The sequence below is a fragment of the Paenibacillus sp. FSL P4-0176 genome (assembly GCF_037975265.1).
Taxonomy (GTDB): domain Bacteria; phylum Bacillota; class Bacilli; order Paenibacillales; family Paenibacillaceae; genus Paenibacillus; species Paenibacillus amylolyticus.
This window is the reverse complement of the sequence record NZ_CP150242.1, coordinates 7168917-7184901: the sequence shown is the minus strand read 5'-3', so window position 1 is coordinate 7184901 and position 15985 is coordinate 7168917. Positions and strand designations below refer to the sequence as shown.

Sequence of the window (15985 nt, the reverse complement as noted above, 5' to 3'; positions counted from 1 at the left end):
TCATGGACATGTGGATTGAGGAATTACGCAGAATGATAAATTCTGACGAATCCAACGAGTATCGAGGATGTATACATTTGAGATGAGGACATGAAGGCCACTCCATCGTTGGGTTGGTCTCTATGCTGATCAACGACGCGGACTGGAAGGAGACGCTTTTGATCATATTATGGGGTTAAATCGACAAATCTATGTTTCTATGATAGGGTTGAAGCATCCCATAGGCATTCTACTCTTCGGAGTAGAGTGCCTTCATGTATATTATGGGTGCTTACATTAAATGTATTTTAAAATCAATTGGATCGTATATGGAGGTGGTGATGCTATGTTTCTCTCTTTAGCCCCAACAGGGGATGGTTGGATGAGTATGAAAAATGTGAAAATATCATTTAATAAAGAGGAGCGAACATAGCATGACTACTAGTTTTCAGGCGGAGACCCGCATTCCATTAAATACATCCCGACTTAGGGATTTACGTAAATCCGGGCGTTTGCCAGGTATTGTTTTTGGCAAAAATACGGAGAATGAAATGATTCATATTCCAACAATACAATTTCAAAAATGGTTGAAGCAGGGTACGTCTGGTTTTATCGAACTGCAGTTTGAAGAGAAAGGCTCATTGACTGTATTGTTGGAAGATCTCCAGCGTAATCCAGTTACACGGGATTTACTTCATGTGGATTTTCAGCAGGTGCAGACCAATGAGATCCTGCGTACTAAAATTCCTGTCAAGTTCAACGGCACACCGATTGGTACAAAACAGGGCGGAGTCGTGCAAGTTCAATTATCTTCTATTGAAGTGGAGGCATTGCCGAGACACTTGCCAACGTCGATTGAATTTGACATTAGTGCTATGGAACTTGGAGAAACGCTACATGTAAGTGATGCAACGTTTGCTCCAGATGTGACGGTGATCTCTGAGGGGAATGAGTCTCTTCTCTCTGTAGTTAAACCTTAACAATTCCAAATTCGCAAAGCTGAATAAGTCAAAATTAGCCGTACGGGTGATCATCCGTACGGCTAATTTGTGCTGATTACGAGATGTTGGCGTGCTCCCATCCTCACAAGGCGGGTAGTCTGGAATTCACCTCACGTATGTCTTTTGCTCGCGTACAGGCGCAATGATCCTGATATTTCGCTACCCTTTCAAAGTTCATTCGCAAAATTCAGGTGTAAAGTAGGTAGACTCAGGAAAGGTAATCACTATAATGGAAATAAGATACATATATAGTTGAACCCGAACTGCTAAGGTCAATGGCATAACATTTCTAAACAGGGCGGTGAGCGAAAAGAAATGGACAAATTAAAGAATAGCGGATTCTATAAACTGAGATTCTTCATCACTCCTGAAGAGTTTAAAAGCCTTTTGCAGCTTTTGGAGCATCGGCAAGCGCAATTCCATCGTACCAATGCTGCCCGAACAGAGCATGATTATAATCAGGTGTACGAGGAGTATCAGACGTTCTATCAGTATTTTGTGGCAGGAGAAAAGAGAGATGACATCCATCCCTTCTTTGTTTACTCTATTTCTATTGCATCGGATCAAGAAAGTTCAGGATTTTTTGTGAGAAATGAAGGGGTTTCTTTTCCATATCACGGACAATGGGCAGAGGATGAACTGCCGTGTATCTTGATTTCATTTCCGAAAGGTTTTCAAGTTAATGTGGAAGATGAAAAAGGAAAGTACTATATGTATGAGGATATCCGGGACCATAAGCCGCTGACCTATGCGTTTTTCGATGAAATAAGAGACTCTATCAAAAAAAAGACCAAACCCCTTCGCTTCTCAGCCCTTGATGCAGATGCGATGAAGGAGCAAAAGCCCTCTGTGCGTATAAGTCATGATGCAATGCACGAATTGAGCCAATCGTGGATATTCAGTAAATATGGACTTGTGATTCATGGCAAATAGGAGGGGGACAAAATGATGTTCGCCCTAAAGCTTATCTGTACCTGGGTAATGCTCGCTGCCTCATGTTCAGCAGTGTGGTGGAGCTTCAGAACAGAAAAGCTTATAACCATCTCTTGGCTGGCGTTTCTGCTACCGGCTGTCTTCCAGCTTGTTACGGCTTTCCAGATCGGTCCAGGCCAAGCAAAGTCACTCATCGTGTTCGGCTGTATCAATCTGGTGTTTGCTGCCCTTGTGGGTGCAGGTGTCTGGTATCTAGTCCAAATAGCCAATTCATATCGAAGGGGCAAATGATCAACGAATGGAAAGGGGAACTCTATTCATGAAGCCAATGCAAGAAATAGAGACGCTGGCCATAGAGATCGCCGCTGCCGCCAGAACGTCTTTTTGTACTCTTTTTGAAAATGGTGAACGTTACTATTATTGTACGTTATACACTACTGGCGAAGGACATGCGCCAAGCATTTCTGCATGGTCGTGGGAAGCTTTGGCGTTGGAATCGGCTAGACAAGCAGAGGAAAGTGATACGCCGGTATCCACGATTGCGGATCTCATCAAATGGTCGTATGCGGATTCGCCCTATTGTTGTTTTGGGGATGATCACTTTGCCGATGTCAAACAACGATATAACGAGCGTCCTTTCATTGCGGAACTGGAGAATGATGATTGGAAGCGCGAGTTGGATGTGAGGCTGAACGCCATGGAGCTGGCGATGAAAATGCTCGATGATGAAGGCGTATTTGCCTTAAATCAATCGCGAGAGTCCGTATGTGCCCTTGTTGAAGTCATGCCGCCGGATGAGATCAATACCGAAATTGCCTTACGTTTGAATCGGGCGGAATCTCCGGCTATGCAAGCATGGTTGGCGGAGGCGGCAGAATAGAAGCATCTGCAATTTAGGGAGTTTTGACCTTCTATTTGACCTTCTATAATGTACCGTTTCGGCTCAATTGGCTGAATAAGATGATTATGATAATAGGACTATAATTCTCGAACCACCTTTGCACATGAAAGGGTGGTTCTTTTTTATGTCTGCGACCCTCGGACAAACACACTTTTTCTGCCTTGTCCACATTTATACCTCACCAAAACTATTTAATTGCATTTAATAGATTATCAATAAAAAAGGAGGTTTTGAGAATGGGAAATAGAAGACCTGGAGCACCTAGAGGTGGTTATGACCCTGTTCAGATCTATAACTCGACTTCGTTTAATGCGAGTGGAGTAGTGGAGTATGCATCCATCTTTTGTAGCAACGATAGATATAGTGTTCAGCGTGATGAGACTTGGAGATCTTCCGGCCGTGGTGTGTGCCTGGTAACTAGAATCACCGCGACAGTTAGAACACCGAGTGGAAATATTGAGGCTGAACCGTATACCTCTTCTGGTACTTCGTACAGCCAGTTCGCCATTATACAGGTAGGGGTAAATCAGTTCCGAGTGACACGTGTTACAAGTGCGATTAGAAAATGCCGGAAATAACCGAAGAGGGTTAATATCGAGATTAGGTACGAAACATGAAGAGACGACTTGCCCGGGCTAGCAGGCAGGTCGTCTTCTTTTGCTTTAATGTTCTTTGTACCATAATATTCTGCGGTGCATCGAGGAATCTTTCAAAAGTCGGAAAGGCCGTAAGGCTGGTTGATAATTGCCTTCTATAATCCAAATTCGCCGTTTCTTGTCGATGGCTATATCGAACCCGACTTGTCTAAGCATAGGGTAATGCTCTCCCAATCGTTTGGCAGCTAATCGTGCAACTTGTTCCGCTCTGACAAGTAAGCGCCGATCTCCAATTCGAGCCAGTCTCAGTGCTTTAAAAACGGGAATGGGGCGGTTATTCACATTGGTGACTTGGTATCCTTGTGCAGCGACTTTAGCATAGGAACCTGTCACGTTCCAAGTGGACGAGGAACTCTTTTTGCGCTGAACCATGATCCGAATGTCGAACGGCCTGTGTTTAATTTGAGCAAGCTGCAGACGCTTTTGGACAATATATTCATCACTTTTGATTGTTTGTTCGAACCATTCCAGTAACTGCTCGTTGTCTCTCATGGTGACTGTGTTATTTTCATTTTGAATACGATAAGCATTTGCACCGCTTCGTTTAATGAACAGGATACCCCTTCCGTAACTGCCATTACGAGGTTTCAGTACAACGCTGGGATACTGAAGAAGCATCTTCGTTAACGTATCCTTCTCAAGCAACTGTGTTTCTGGCAACCGTTCAGCGAGAGAGGGCTCATCGCGCAGAATGCCATACTGCAACCATTTGTCTCTTTCGAATAACATTGGAATCACAGCCTTTTTTTAATCGTCTATGGTAATTCTAATTCAAATTCGTGATTCGCATAAGTGACCATTCGTCCAGATTTGTAAGTCGATGCATGTCCAATCGGTCGATGGAGACAGAAGATGAACTTTTGCGGAAATTACTGCATTCTGGGAAGGCGCTCATTCACGCTTTGAGTGCTTCTGGATACGCAGGCTCACTTCTATCACCACCGTGGATAACGGCATGCCGTGCTGGTACATGTACTGAAACAAGAGCCAAATGTGAAATGGTTTGAGTAGTACTAGACTGACCTTCCACTAGTACTTTTTACCTATAAATTAGCTTATAAAAAAGTGCGACTTTTTTACCAATATATATATAAATTATTCGTTTACTGTATGACTTTTCGATGTTATACTCACAATATTCAAAAAAATTTGTTGAAATATGTCGAATTGAGGCTTATCAGGATGATTATAGGTAAACAAAACGGCGAAGCGATCATCCTCATTCCATCACTTGAACCGGATGAGAGACTTCCAACCTATGTACGGCAATTGCGAGAGTATGGATTGACCAATATTGTTATTGTGGACGACGGATCGGGTGAGGCCTACCAGTCGATTTTCGAGGAGCTTCGTGAGAATGGTTGTGCTCTGCTAACACATGCGGAAAATCAGGGGAAGGGTGCGGCACTCAAGACCGGATTTGAGTATATTGGGAAGCAATTCGACGCATCTTCCTTCGTCGTAACCGCTGATTCAGACGGACAACACGCAGCTGAGGATGTATACCTCATAGCCCAAGAAGCAAGGATTTATCCGGACTCATTGGTGCTCGGGGTAAGAAACTTCAGCGAGGGGAATATACCCCCAAAGTCCCTGTTAGGCAATCGAATGACCTCCTTTATTTTTGCCATGCTCTATGGTAAAAAACTGTCAGATACCCAGACTGGGCTTCGTGCCTTCGGTCCAGGGTTACTTGCGTTTATGCAGGATGTTCGCGGCACTCGATTTGAATATGAGCTGCAGATGCTCATCTCGTGCATTCAGTCTGGCATACCGATTCATACGATGCCAATCCAAGTCATTTATGAAAATGGCAATGCGGGAACTCATTTTAAAGCAATCCAGGATAGTGCCCGAGTAATGGGTGTGTTGTTCTCCAATTTTCTGCGGTTCATTTCATCATCTGTGGCCAGTTCTGTTGTTGATTTGGGTATCGCCTGGTTTTTGATCGACGCGTTGCGGCCCGTGTTGGGTGAGCAGCACTATTTAAGAATTTTGCTTGCAACCGTGATTGCGAGAGTTATTTCCATTGTGGTCAACTATGTACTGAACAGACACTTTGTATTCCGCAAGGAGGATAGCCAGGGCAGTCTATGGCGCTATCTAACGTTATGCGGAGTAGTGATCTTGCTGTCCAGTACCGGTGTTTATATATTCCATACCGTTCTCTTCGTAGATGAGAAATTGGCGAAATTCGTCTGTGATGCCTTGCTGTTCCTGCTCAGTTTCCAATTGCAGCGAAGATGGGTATTTGCAGCAAGGAGGAAGCAGTTGTAGTGCAAAACGAAAAAAGGCAGAATATCTTTTTTGTCATCACGATGATCCTGATGTCGATTTATTTGGTATGGCGTACGTTCTTTACGTTGCCATGGGGTGAGGGCGTACTGAACGTCATTTTTGGTATGCTGCTGATTGTGGCTGAAACGGTCACCGTACTGACAACCTTTGAATTATTCTTTCAAAAGATGCAAAAAGAACGTACACAGCTCGATTTCCCAATCGTTCCGCCGGAGTATTATCCGGATGTGGATGTATTTATTGCTACGCATAATGAGCCTGTTGATCTGTTATATAAAACCGTTAATGCCTGTACGTTCATGGATTACCCGGACAAGCAGAAGGTTCATATCTATCTCTGTGACGATGGAGCAAGACCTGAGGTGGAGGAGCTTGCCAGACAATTTGGCGTGGGGTATCTGGGGTTCCCCGAAAACAAGGATGCCAAGTCTGGTAATCTGAACAATGCACTGAGCAAAAGCTCTTCGCCGCTCATTGCAACGTTTGATGCGGATATGATTCCACAGCACACCTTTTTGATGAAAACGGTACCCTATTTCATGCTCTCCACGTTTATTAAGGAGAATGAGGTATGGCGTCCTCGCCGAGAGGACGAGATGGACCCTAAGTTCAAGCTTGGTCTGGTGCAGACCCCGCAAAGCTTCTACAATCCAGATCTATTCCAGTTTAACCTGTATGCAGAGCAAGGTATTCCGAATGAACAGGATTTCTTCTCCAGAGAAGTGAACATCCTGCGTAATGCCTCCAATGCGGTAGCCTATACAGGAAGTAATACGATCATTTCCCGGCAGGGTATGGAAGACATCGGAGGTTTTCCGCTCAATACAATCACCGAGGACTTTGAGACAAGCATCCGCTTGCAGCAGGAAGGTTATATTACCTATGCGACTCAAGAGGTTCAAGCTGCCGGGCAGACAACAACAACAGTGAAGAGCATGATTAAACAACGAATTCGTTGGGCACGGGGTATCATTCAGAGCCTGCAGAATACGCGTGCACCTTTATCTGGCAAGCTCCCTTTCTGGACGAGAGTGACCTACTTAAGCAGTTTCTTATACTGGTGGTCCTTCTTTAATCGGTTGATTTTCATTTTGGCACCTATTTTGTTTGCGTTGTTCGACTTCCAGATTGTGAATACAACCTTTTGGCAAATCCTAATATTCTGGCTTCCATCTTATTTCTTCTATAGTGTATCCATGCGATATCTGTCCAGTAATATTCGGAATCAGCGATGGAGTCAGGTTATCGATACCATATTTATGCCTTATCTGATCTGGCCGGTTCTCCTGGAGACGCTGGGAATTCGCGAGAAAAAATTCAAGGTCACCAACAAAAGCAGAGCAAGCGGTCGACAATGGATGTCTGCTCTGTTATATGCACTTCCGCATATCTTCTTGCTGTTGCTTTCCATTGCAGCCGTGATTCGGTATGTGAATGGCAAGTACGGCATTGCGCTGTTCTTCAGCAGTATCATTATTTTCTGGCTGATTCATAACATGATTGCGCTGTGTTATGCCCTCTTCTTCATGATCGGCCGCCGTGCGTATCGGGAGACAGAACGGATTCGGGCGCAGGAAGATGTCACGATTCACGACCAAGCCAACAATCTGCGTTATCAGGCCAAGACGGTGGATGTATCTGAGCAAGGTATTGCCTTCTATGTCCCATATCCCATTTATTTGGCTGAGCAGAAGATCATCTCTTTGGTTGTCAAAACCGACCGGTATGAGGCCAATCTCGATGCAGTCATCGTTTATGTGAAACAGGATGGAGAGGGCTGGCGTTACTCCGCAACGGTTCAGCCGATTGATGAGAATGATAACCGCCAATACATGCAAATCATCTACGACCGTAAACACTCGTTGCCAGAGCAGATGAATCTGTGGGATACGGCTTATGACGATATGTTACGTAATGTGAAAAAAAGGATTGTTCAACCCAGATCGGATCAGCGAAAAATGCCGCGGCTTTCCCTTCAGCTTTCAGTTCATTTCACCAATGATGCTAGCTGTACGCTGCGCAGCTTCAATTATCGTTTCTTCTCCGCGACGGGTTTCCATGGTGATATTGCGGCAGGAGCGGTCGTTACTTTTTATACGAAGAGTAATATTGAAGTCATTTTGCAACATACGGGAAAAACGACAGCCCGTGAGCGCGAAGTGCTTCTCTCGGTGGAGAATATCGATGATATTGTGGAGAAGGGCCTGATCGACCAATTGCTGACGGATTTGATTCAGCCACATTCTGATCGTGCCACCAGAGAGGGTTAGGAGAGATAGAGATGCTCATTGTGCTTCATTTTGTGATGGGAGTTTTATTGATAATCTCCTTTGTTGGTTATATGCAGTTTGTTCGGAAGACATTTGCACTACGGTGGGAGTTTATCCCTGTATTTGTGTTTTCCTCGATTGCCTGCATCGTATATTTCGCTGGCTTGGCAGGTCAGCTCTTTACGGGCAGCCTTGTCATCCTGATTGCAGGTTTGCTTTTATATGGGGGAATGTTGTTTCTCAGGCTGCGCCGAGGGGCATCATTACGTATGTCCTTTTCTATATTCCAATTTTCATTCCTGGCAGGGACTTTTGTTTTCTTGCTGGTGCTCTTTCAGAACCAATTAACACATTACGATAATTTCTCCCACTGGGCTATCGTATTGAAGCAGATGTTGAGTACAGATGCCTTTCCGACGCCAGACTCCAACCTGATTGATTTTAAAAACTATCCGCTGGGGACTTCGTCGTTTATTTATTATGTCTGTCGCTTCATGGGGCACTCCCAGTCCGTAATGCTCTTGGCACAGGGATTGCTTATCTTTTCCTGTTTTTATGCCATGTTTGGCATTTTTTCGGAGAAGAAACGCTTTCTTCTGTACGCTTTTCTTGGACTCGGGTTATCTACACTTTCGTTTTTCAATCTTACGATTCGGATCACCAACCTGCTCGTGGATTTCTTGCTTCCGATCTACGCGCTCGCGATCTTGGCAGTGATCTACCAATATCGTAATGAGATCAAAAAGGCATGTATTGTTGTTCTTCCGCTTGCGGGATTACTGACCATTATCAAAAGCACGGGTATTATTTTCGCCGCGATCGGTCTGATATTCCTAGTGTATACATGGCTAAAACATAAACAAAAGTTCAGTTGGAAAACAGCGCTCGCTGTAGTGGGTACGATCTGCGGTGCGCTGATTCCCTACTTCAGCTGGAGCTGGCGAATGGCAACGGTGTTCCAAGGGATTGATAACAAGTTCGATGTGGCAACGTCGGGGATACAGGCGGGCAAAACGCCAGAGCAGATGCGTGAGATTCTGTGGACTTTCCTCAAGGCCAGTACGGATCTGACAACACGGCCAGTGATCGGCATTGTTATTTTCCAGCTTATCGCAATCGCAGCTTCTGTATTTGCCATTGTCGTGCTCAAGAAGAAGTGGAACTTGTGGAAAGCACTAATTGCACTGGACGTTGTTCTGTTACTGTATTACGCAGGGATCCTGGCCCTGTATCTCTTCTCCATGCCATTGGATGAAGCAATTGTCCTGGCTGGATTTGAGCGTTATGCGTCCAGTATCGTGGTGCTGTTCGCCGGTGGGCTAGTGTTGTGTGCTGCGATCGACCTGGAGCGATCATTTCACTATCGGATTGGTGAAGTGCCTGATTATCAATCCTTTAAGACGGTTGAGACAAAAGGTCATTATCAAAAAGGCATTATCGGCTGTATGGCGGTTGCGGCCACCATCCTTTTGTCCGAATATAATGGTATCGTGTCTATCGCCCAAAGTTATGATACAACGCTCCCTTACAAGATTCATGCGGTTACTGGTGATCGGTGGTACCCAGGTGGGCAAGAGGATAATAACAGATATCTCTTCTACGCCTCAGACAGGGACCAACAAGTCACGAACTATTACATGCAATATGTAGGGAAGTATTTCTTGTATGCTCCTCATGTGGACGGGATTGTATTGTTCTATGAGGATAATATGGATAACCTTCTAAGCGGCTATGATTATCTAGTGGTCGTCGAGACCGATCTCAACGCCAAGTGGTTGCTGAAAAAGCATTATGGCATCGACATGCAAGAGGGGATCTACAAAATCACCCGTGCCGGGGATCAGATCGTTCTTACTTTGACGTGAGATCACAATTGTTGAGATCCTGTTCTGAGCATCAGGTCAGGATAGATGGAATACATGATTGTATATAGAGTCTCCTTAAATATAGCCCGCTATAGCTAATACCTATAGCGGGCTATAACTCTTTCGTAGAACAGCTATTCCGATCGGATATGTTATATTTAATTCTATAATGATAAACGGGGAGATTAAACTATGAGCATACAAACAGAACCTAAACAACGAACAGTCACTCCATTTCGATATGATATTGTTGGCAGTTTCCTGCGCCCGAGTGCGTTGAAGGATGCCCGATTAAAATACCAGAACGGCGAAATTACCACGGAACAGTTGAATGAAGTGGAGAATGCCGAGATTGTGAAACTTGTACAGAAGCAAAAAGAGGTTGGACTTCAGGCTGTAACGGACGGCGAATTCCGCCGCTCTTGGTGGCATCTGGACTTCTTCTGGGGACTGGATGGTGTAGAGCGGACAATCATTGAGGAAGGTTACCGATTCAACGGTGCGACATCCAGACCGGAAACAGCTCGTCTGAGCGGCAAAATCAGCTATAGCAGTCATCCATTTGTAGCGCATTATGCCTTCTTGAAAGAAGCGGCTGGGGAAGACGTTGTTGCCCGTCAGTCCATTCCAGCAGCAGCCCAGTTCCTATTCGAATTGGACCGGGCAGATAACAAGGAAAGCACGCAGGCCATCTATCCGAACCGCCAAGAGCTTCTCTCGGACATTGTCGGGGCGTACAAAGCATCCATCCTGGCCTTTTATGAAGCCGGCTGCCGCAGCATCCAGATTGATGATTGCACGTGGGGTGCATTGTGTGACCAACAGTTCATCACAGTGATGGAACAGATTGGCGTTAATGTGGAAGAGTACGCAAACGAACTTGCAAAACTGAACGAAGAAGTGGTATCTGGCCTGCCGGAAGACCTCGTGGTAACCACTCATGTCTGCCGCGGTAATTATGTTTCGACATTTGCAGGAGTCGGTGGCGGTTATGAGCCGATTGCGCAGACACTACTGAGCATCGATAACTACTCTGGTTTCTATCTGGAGTTTGATACGGAACGGGCTGGTGACTTCAAGCCACTTCGTTTCCTGAAGGACAATCAGCAGGTTGTACTTGGCCTCTTCTCTTCCAAATTCGGAGAGTTGGAGAACAAGGATGACATCCTGAAACGGATTGAGGAAGCTACACAATATGTTGATCTGGATCGAATCTGCCTGAGCCCGCAATGCGGCTTCGCTTCCACGGAAGAAGGCAACCATCTGACCGAGGAACAGCAATGGCGCAAACTTGCCTTCATTAAGGAAATTGCTGAAGAGCTTTGGAAGTAACATTTGCAGCGTCATTCATCATTTACGCATGTGTTTATGTATAAGAAAAAATCGCTAAAAAGCCGTACGGACCATCATCCGTATGGCTTTTTGGTGTATCCTCACTTTTGAGTGGATGTTTGATCAGAACCCATATCAGCCAAGAGAGTGAAGCCATGGGTAGAGATGAGAATAACGGATCAGCCCATATTATATTAGGGTTACATTCCTTGATGAAGTAGTCCATTATCCGTTCTTAACGGAATAGTTATAGGATGAGACCGATAGGGTTTCTATTAAATTAGGATGAAGATAATATCCATGTATTACATTCCAGATCATGGTATATTTGTAGTATTAAATAATGTAAGGAGATAACTATGAGTCGCACACTAGTTTTTTCACTAAAAGTAATACCTCTGCTGTTAACTACGATTCTGCTGTTTTCCCTAATTTCTGTACATCCTGCCCAGGCAGAGGGTGAAGATGCGAACATTGAGGATGCTGTAGTAAAAAGTCAGTTGAACCTTAATTGGTCTTCGTTGGATGAGTTAAATAGTGGAGTTTCCCATTCCATTGCCTATGGTGGAGGGATTTATATGATGCCAGCTGCCGGAGGTTATGTGAAAACCTCTAAGGACGGAGTTACATGGAAGACAATCTATACCGGGAATCCAGTAGATTTTAGTTTGATTATTCATGGAAAGTCAGAATTCATGGGTTTTCGTGAGGAAGCAGATATCGTAACCGTATGGACATCCACTGATGGTCTGTCATGGGAGAAGTTAAATAATTCAATACATATAAGATTTTTAAAAGACGCCGTATGGAACGGGAAACGATATATTGCAGTTGGTGGAACAACATATGAAGGAAAGATTTTCTCTTCAGAGGATGGATTAACGTGGACCGAGCGAAAAACAGGGATCTCCACCAATTTTACAGCCGTAGCATGGGGCAATAATACCTTCGTGGCTCAAGGTTATGAAGGCGGAGTCGTAGCGGTATCCAAAGACGGAATCACCTGGAAAAAGGTGAAGACCAATCAGCCTAATTATGAGCAAGTTTGGGATATGACCTATGGCGGTGGAGCTTTTGTTGCTGTAGGGGATGCAACGATCATGACCTCGAAGGATGGACTGAAATGGACATACGTATCGTCCAAAGTCTTTTGGTCCAAGGTGTACTGGGCAAAGGACAGGTTTTATATTTTTGGTTTTGAATATGTGAATAAAGCCAATCATGTCCTGAAGGAGGTCAACTGGACATCCAAGGATGGTAAGAGCTGGAGCGATGCTGGGTTTGCAACTAGCCCTAAGCAGAACCCGTTTTTTACCATTCACAACGGTAAACAGTATATAACGATTACGGATGCTGGTATTCAGACATCTGCGGATGGGCGCAAGTGGAAGCTGACAAAACGATATCCTTTTGTGCTTCCGAGTAACGTATATGAAGCAGCAGTGAGCAAGGATAGGCTGGTGCTGGTGGGTGGGTATCGTAGCAAGCTTAACTTCCTTTCCGTCAGCTCGCAGGGTTCTGCAAAGATGAACACGGCTGGCAAATGGCAATCTTCTTATGTGGATCAAGCGTATCCACTTCGGGGAGTTGTATGGTCAGGGAAGGACTTTTTTGCGGTAGGAGATAACGGGAAGATGATGTCCTCTGTTGATGGGGTAAAGTGGAAGGACATTAAATCCCCGACAACTCAATCACTTACGAGCGTGCTGTATGCCAATAATACGTATTACGTGGCAGGTGAGGCCGGCACGATTCTTTCTTCCAAGGATAGGAAGACGTGGAGGACCCTAAACACTAATGTAAAGAAAAAAATCAATGCGATGGCATCAAACGGCACAACACTGGTAGCCGTTGGAGAAAAAGGGCTTTTGCTCGTCTCCGAGGATGGTCTGAAGTGGAACGAAATCCCGGCACGGTTTCCTGGACATAATTTCGATGTGGTATGGGGTGACGGAAAATTTGTCGTGACCACTGCCAGTTACTATGGGAATGCACAGAGTGCGGTTATTTTGACTTCAGAGGACGGTAAGAAATGGGCGAGGACAGAGTTCCGTGACGAATTATATGCTCGTGGAATGAACACTGGATTCTTTGGCATCTCATACGTGGGCAATCTCTTCATTGCTGTCGGCAGTGAAGGTTCCATCTTCCTTTCCGATGACGCTGAGAAATGGACCAAGCAGGATGTCTTGACGGTAGACGATTGGTACGATGCGGTGGAGTTTAAAGGGAAAGTGTACGTCTTTGGAAATACAGGTAAAATCGTTACGGCTGACCTCAACTCCTTGAAACGGAGCCATAATTAAGATGCTTAAAGGGAGAATCTATATGCGTAATCAATTCATCAAAAGTATGATCGTTTTATGTTTGGTTTTTGTACTATTACCGACCACTATTATCTCGGCTGCATCGCTTATCAAAGACCCGGTCCTGGCCAAAGTTATTCGAGCAGATTTGAAGATGTCGGCTAAGAAGGAAATAAAGGTTGCCGATTTGAAAAAATTAAAATCCATATATGCTATGGAAACAAAAAGTAAGATTTCTAACCTGCAAGGTCTTGAACATGCCGTTAATATGACGGATCTATTCTTGCCTGGTCAAAATATAAAAAATATTAAGCCACTCTACAAGTTAAAGAAATTGACGTTCTTAGCTGTTGAAGGCAATCAGATTGCAGATATCTCGCCACTTCTAGGTCTGACTAATCTGCAAAATCTGGTTATGGATGATAACAAAATCAAAAGCCTGGCTCCATTAAAAAATATGCATAAGCTGACCAGTTTACTCGCCAGTGGGAATCAGGTGACCGATCTAAGTCCGCTTCAGAAATTAAAGTTGGAATGGGTCATTATGAATGATAATAAAATTCAAGATCTGACACCTTTCAAGAACCATCCAACCTTGGAGTATCTATATGTAGAAGATAACCTCATTGAGGATATTGCAGTGCTCGAAACCATCCCACATCTAACAGAAGTATATTTGGCTAACAATCCGCTGAATGATCGAGCAGAACAGGTTGTGAAAAAGTTGGAGAAGAAAGGCGTCCTTGTAAGTCTGGTAAGCGAAGAAGAAGAAGCGGATCAGGCGAAGTAGTTTTGATTAGAGAAGATGTATATATAGTAAGAAGAAGTAATCCCTCGTTAATAGTGAACAAAAACAAAGAAGGCCGCAGATATTCTGACGGCCTTCTTTAATTATGTTGGACAGAAACGCTCGGTAACAACTTAACGCCCGTCCCACAACAATATTATTCCACTACGATCTCCTTCACCGTCTCTCCCTCAACCAGCACCGGCTGATAGTAGGTGTTTGTTGGCAGATCCTTTTTGCCTTGCAGATTCTTGATCACCCAGTCGGCAGCATCGCGGCCCATTTGTTCTTGGGGATGGGTTAGCGTTGTTAGCCTGATGTTGGCGTTCTTGGCGATGTACGAATTGTCCTGCCCAATGATGGATAACTCATCCGGGATCGAGATACCCAGTTGTCTGCAGGCGTGCACGACCTCCAGTCCCACCTCATCGTTGTAACAGACGATTGCGGTGAGCGAATCCCTATTTTCGTCCAGATACGCTGCTACATTAGAGGATAACTCTGGTTTCGATGCGGTATCAAAGGAAAGCACTTGCTCAGGATGGAACCGTAACTTCGCTTCACCCAGCGCCTTGATGTACCCCTTCATCCGGTACTTGCCTTGTAGATCATCCATTTTGGCAATAATGCCGATCTGGGTATGGCCTTTAGAGATCAATTCCCGAGTGGCAAGATAACTAGATTGCACGTCATCCAGGCAGAAGAACGGAACCTCCAGCTCCTCATAAAATGCATTAATCATCGTAAACGGCACATCCTGCTCTTTGAACGACAGGTAGTATGCAATGTTTGGGTTGTAGAGATTACTTTTGGTCGGTTCGACAATCAGGCCATCCACGCCGTAGGAGAGCATCATTTCGAGGGCTTTTTTCTCCTGCGCTACATCATTATTAGTACTGGCCAGCAGTAACGAGTAGTTGTCCTCATTCAGACGACTCTCAATACCGCGGATAATGGACGGAAAGATATAATCCGAGATGTATGTCGTGATCACACCAATCGTTTTCTTCGATGTGTTGCCGCCTGATCGAGAGCGATACTGATTGCTAACGTAGGTCCCTGAACCTTTTTCGCTTCGTAAAAATCCTTCGTTTGATAACTCCAAAATAGCCTTCCGCACCGTCTGGCGGCTTACGGTGTAGCTTTCCTGTAATGCCAACTCGGTGGGGATCTGTTCCCCTATGCTATATGTCCCCGAGAGGATATGACTCTTTATATCATCAATGATGACCTGATATTTTGGCTTCACGTAGTCCACTTCTTTCATCGTTACTCATCTATATCAACGTTGTTGTTCAAATAGTTGTACGTACATATTTTAGCATGATTCAGATAGGATGAAAATAAAACCGAACATTTTTCGAAATAAACCGTACATATCCGGCCTTTTTGAATGGAGGTGTACCTTACAGCATAGCCAATTTATAGCCATATAAGACCTTTGAATGGTTGAATAGACTACAATATATGTCCTTTGTAAGTATAACTATTATATATTATTGACAAATGTACGTACAAAAAATATACTAAGGCTGTCAGAAAAGGAAAGCGCATTCTTTGAAAACACAACAGGAAGCATCTATACAAAATTCATTATTAGCTATCGCCATAAGTAAGAGCTTCACCTTATATATGCATCCTTTAGGATGTGAAATCG

At 44.4% G+C, this 15985-nt stretch carries 14 protein-coding genes; 11 read left to right on the top strand and 3 right to left on the bottom strand.

Features of this window, described 5'->3' with window-relative positions; genetic code table 11:
• The first annotated feature begins 413 nt into the window (after positions 1-413).
• The 5 genes from MKY95_RS32705 to MKY95_RS32685 all read left to right on the top strand — a co-directional run bounded on the left by MKY95_RS32705 (position 414) and on the right by MKY95_RS32685 (position 3392).
• Entirely contained in the window at positions 414-959 is a 546-nt protein-coding gene (locus MKY95_RS32705; protein WP_339196221.1) for a 50S ribosomal protein L25, read from the top strand.
• Between the two features lie 519 nt (positions 960-1478).
• Positions 1479-1913, top strand: a complete 435-nt coding sequence (locus MKY95_RS32700) for a hypothetical protein (protein ID WP_339196219.1) — start codon at positions 1479-1481, stop codon at positions 1911-1913.
• A 12-nt stretch (positions 1914-1925) separates the two neighbouring features.
• Complete coding sequence (locus tag MKY95_RS32695) at positions 1926-2204, top strand: hypothetical protein (RefSeq protein ID WP_339196217.1); 279 nt, start codon at positions 1926-1928, stop codon at positions 2202-2204.
• A 28-nt stretch (positions 2205-2232) separates the two neighbouring features.
• Positions 2233-2793 carry a DUF4303 domain-containing protein gene (locus tag MKY95_RS32690; RefSeq protein WP_339196215.1) on the top strand — a complete coding sequence of 187 codons (561 nt, stop codon included), beginning with the start codon at positions 2233-2235 and terminating at the stop codon, positions 2791-2793.
• A 257-nt stretch (positions 2794-3050) separates the two neighbouring features.
• Positions 3051-3392 carry a hypothetical protein gene (locus MKY95_RS32685; RefSeq protein ID WP_051447236.1) on the top strand — a complete coding sequence of 114 codons (342 nt, stop codon included), beginning with the start codon at positions 3051-3053 and terminating at the stop codon, positions 3390-3392.
• 84 nt (positions 3393-3476) lie between these two features.
• Here the strand turns inward: MKY95_RS32685 and MKY95_RS32680 are convergent, their stop codons facing one another.
• Positions 3477-4199: a YheC/YheD family protein gene (locus tag MKY95_RS32680; RefSeq protein ID WP_036671837.1), complete on the bottom strand. Its 723-nt coding sequence runs from the start codon at positions 4197-4199 to the stop codon at positions 3477-3479.
• 37 nt (positions 4200-4236) lie between these two features.
• The gene (locus MKY95_RS32675; protein ID WP_339196213.1) at positions 4237-4365 is read right to left on the bottom strand and encodes a hypothetical protein; all 129 of its coding nucleotides are present in this window, start codon (positions 4363-4365) and stop codon (positions 4237-4239) included.
• Positions 4366-4652: 287 nt separating this feature from the next.
• On the opposite strand from MKY95_RS32675, the gene MKY95_RS32670 reads away from it, so the two are divergent.
• The 6 genes from MKY95_RS32670 to MKY95_RS32645 all read left to right on the top strand — a co-directional run bounded on the left by MKY95_RS32670 (position 4653) and on the right by MKY95_RS32645 (position 14331).
• Positions 4653-5747: a bifunctional glycosyltransferase family 2/GtrA family protein gene (locus tag MKY95_RS32670; RefSeq protein WP_036611825.1), complete on the top strand. Its 1095-nt coding sequence runs from the start codon at positions 4653-4655 to the stop codon at positions 5745-5747.
• Positions 5747-8038, top strand: a complete 2292-nt coding sequence (locus MKY95_RS32665; protein ID WP_339196210.1) for a glycosyltransferase family 2 protein — start codon at positions 5747-5749, stop codon at positions 8036-8038. The genes MKY95_RS32670 and MKY95_RS32665 overlap by 1 nt, the downstream gene beginning before the upstream one ends.
• Positions 8039-8049: 11 nt before the next feature.
• A complete protein-coding gene (locus tag MKY95_RS32660; protein WP_339196207.1) occupies positions 8050-9903 on the top strand; it encodes a hypothetical protein in 1854 nt (617 codons plus the stop codon).
• 192 nt (positions 9904-10095) lie between these two features.
• Positions 10096-11235, top strand: coding sequence for a 5-methyltetrahydropteroyltriglutamate--homocysteine S-methyltransferase (locus tag MKY95_RS32655; protein WP_339196205.1), 1140 nt, complete (start codon positions 10096-10098; stop codon positions 11233-11235).
• 359 nt (positions 11236-11594) lie between these two features.
• Complete coding sequence (locus MKY95_RS32650; protein WP_339196203.1) at positions 11595-13541, top strand: hypothetical protein; 1947 nt, start codon at positions 11595-11597, stop codon at positions 13539-13541.
• A 22-nt stretch (positions 13542-13563) separates the two neighbouring features.
• Positions 13564-14331 (top strand): leucine-rich repeat domain-containing protein, encoded by a 768-nt coding sequence (locus MKY95_RS32645; RefSeq protein WP_339196201.1) that lies wholly within the window; start codon positions 13564-13566, stop codon positions 14329-14331.
• A 154-nt stretch (positions 14332-14485) separates the two neighbouring features.
• On the opposite strand, the gene MKY95_RS32640 is transcribed toward MKY95_RS32645, so the two are convergent.
• On the bottom strand, positions 14486-15577 hold the full coding sequence (locus MKY95_RS32640; RefSeq protein WP_339200078.1) for a GntR family transcriptional regulator: 1092 nt from the start codon (positions 15575-15577) through the stop codon (positions 14486-14488).
• Between the last annotated feature and the right edge of the window lie 408 nt (positions 15578-15985).

Coding starts and splice junctions, on each gene's coding strand:
- MKY95_RS32680 (WP_036671837.1), bottom strand. CDS start 4,199: ATGTTATTCGAAAGAGACAAATGGTTGCAGTATGGCATTCTGCGCGAT.
- MKY95_RS32660 (WP_339196207.1), top strand. CDS start 8,050: ATGCTCATTGTGCTTCATTTTGTGATGGGAGTTTTATTGATAATCTCC.
- MKY95_RS32645 (WP_339196201.1), top strand. CDS start 13,564: ATGCGTAATCAATTCATCAAAAGTATGATCGTTTTATGTTTGGTTTTT.
- MKY95_RS32655 (WP_339196205.1), top strand. CDS start 10,096: ATGAGCATACAAACAGAACCTAAACAACGAACAGTCACTCCATTTCGA.
- MKY95_RS32695 (WP_339196217.1), top strand. CDS start 1,926: ATGATGTTCGCCCTAAAGCTTATCTGTACCTGGGTAATGCTCGCTGCC.
- MKY95_RS32650 (WP_339196203.1), top strand. CDS start 11,595: ATGAGTCGCACACTAGTTTTTTCACTAAAAGTAATACCTCTGCTGTTA.
- MKY95_RS32690 (WP_339196215.1), top strand. CDS start 2,233: ATGAAGCCAATGCAAGAAATAGAGACGCTGGCCATAGAGATCGCCGCT.
- MKY95_RS32685 (WP_051447236.1), top strand. CDS start 3,051: ATGGGAAATAGAAGACCTGGAGCACCTAGAGGTGGTTATGACCCTGTT.
- MKY95_RS32670 (WP_036611825.1), top strand. CDS start 4,653: ATGATTATAGGTAAACAAAACGGCGAAGCGATCATCCTCATTCCATCA.
- MKY95_RS32705 (WP_339196221.1), top strand. CDS start 414: ATGACTACTAGTTTTCAGGCGGAGACCCGCATTCCATTAAATACATCC.
- MKY95_RS32675 (WP_339196213.1), bottom strand. CDS start 4,365: ATGAGCGCCTTCCCAGAATGCAGTAATTTCCGCAAAAGTTCATCTTCT.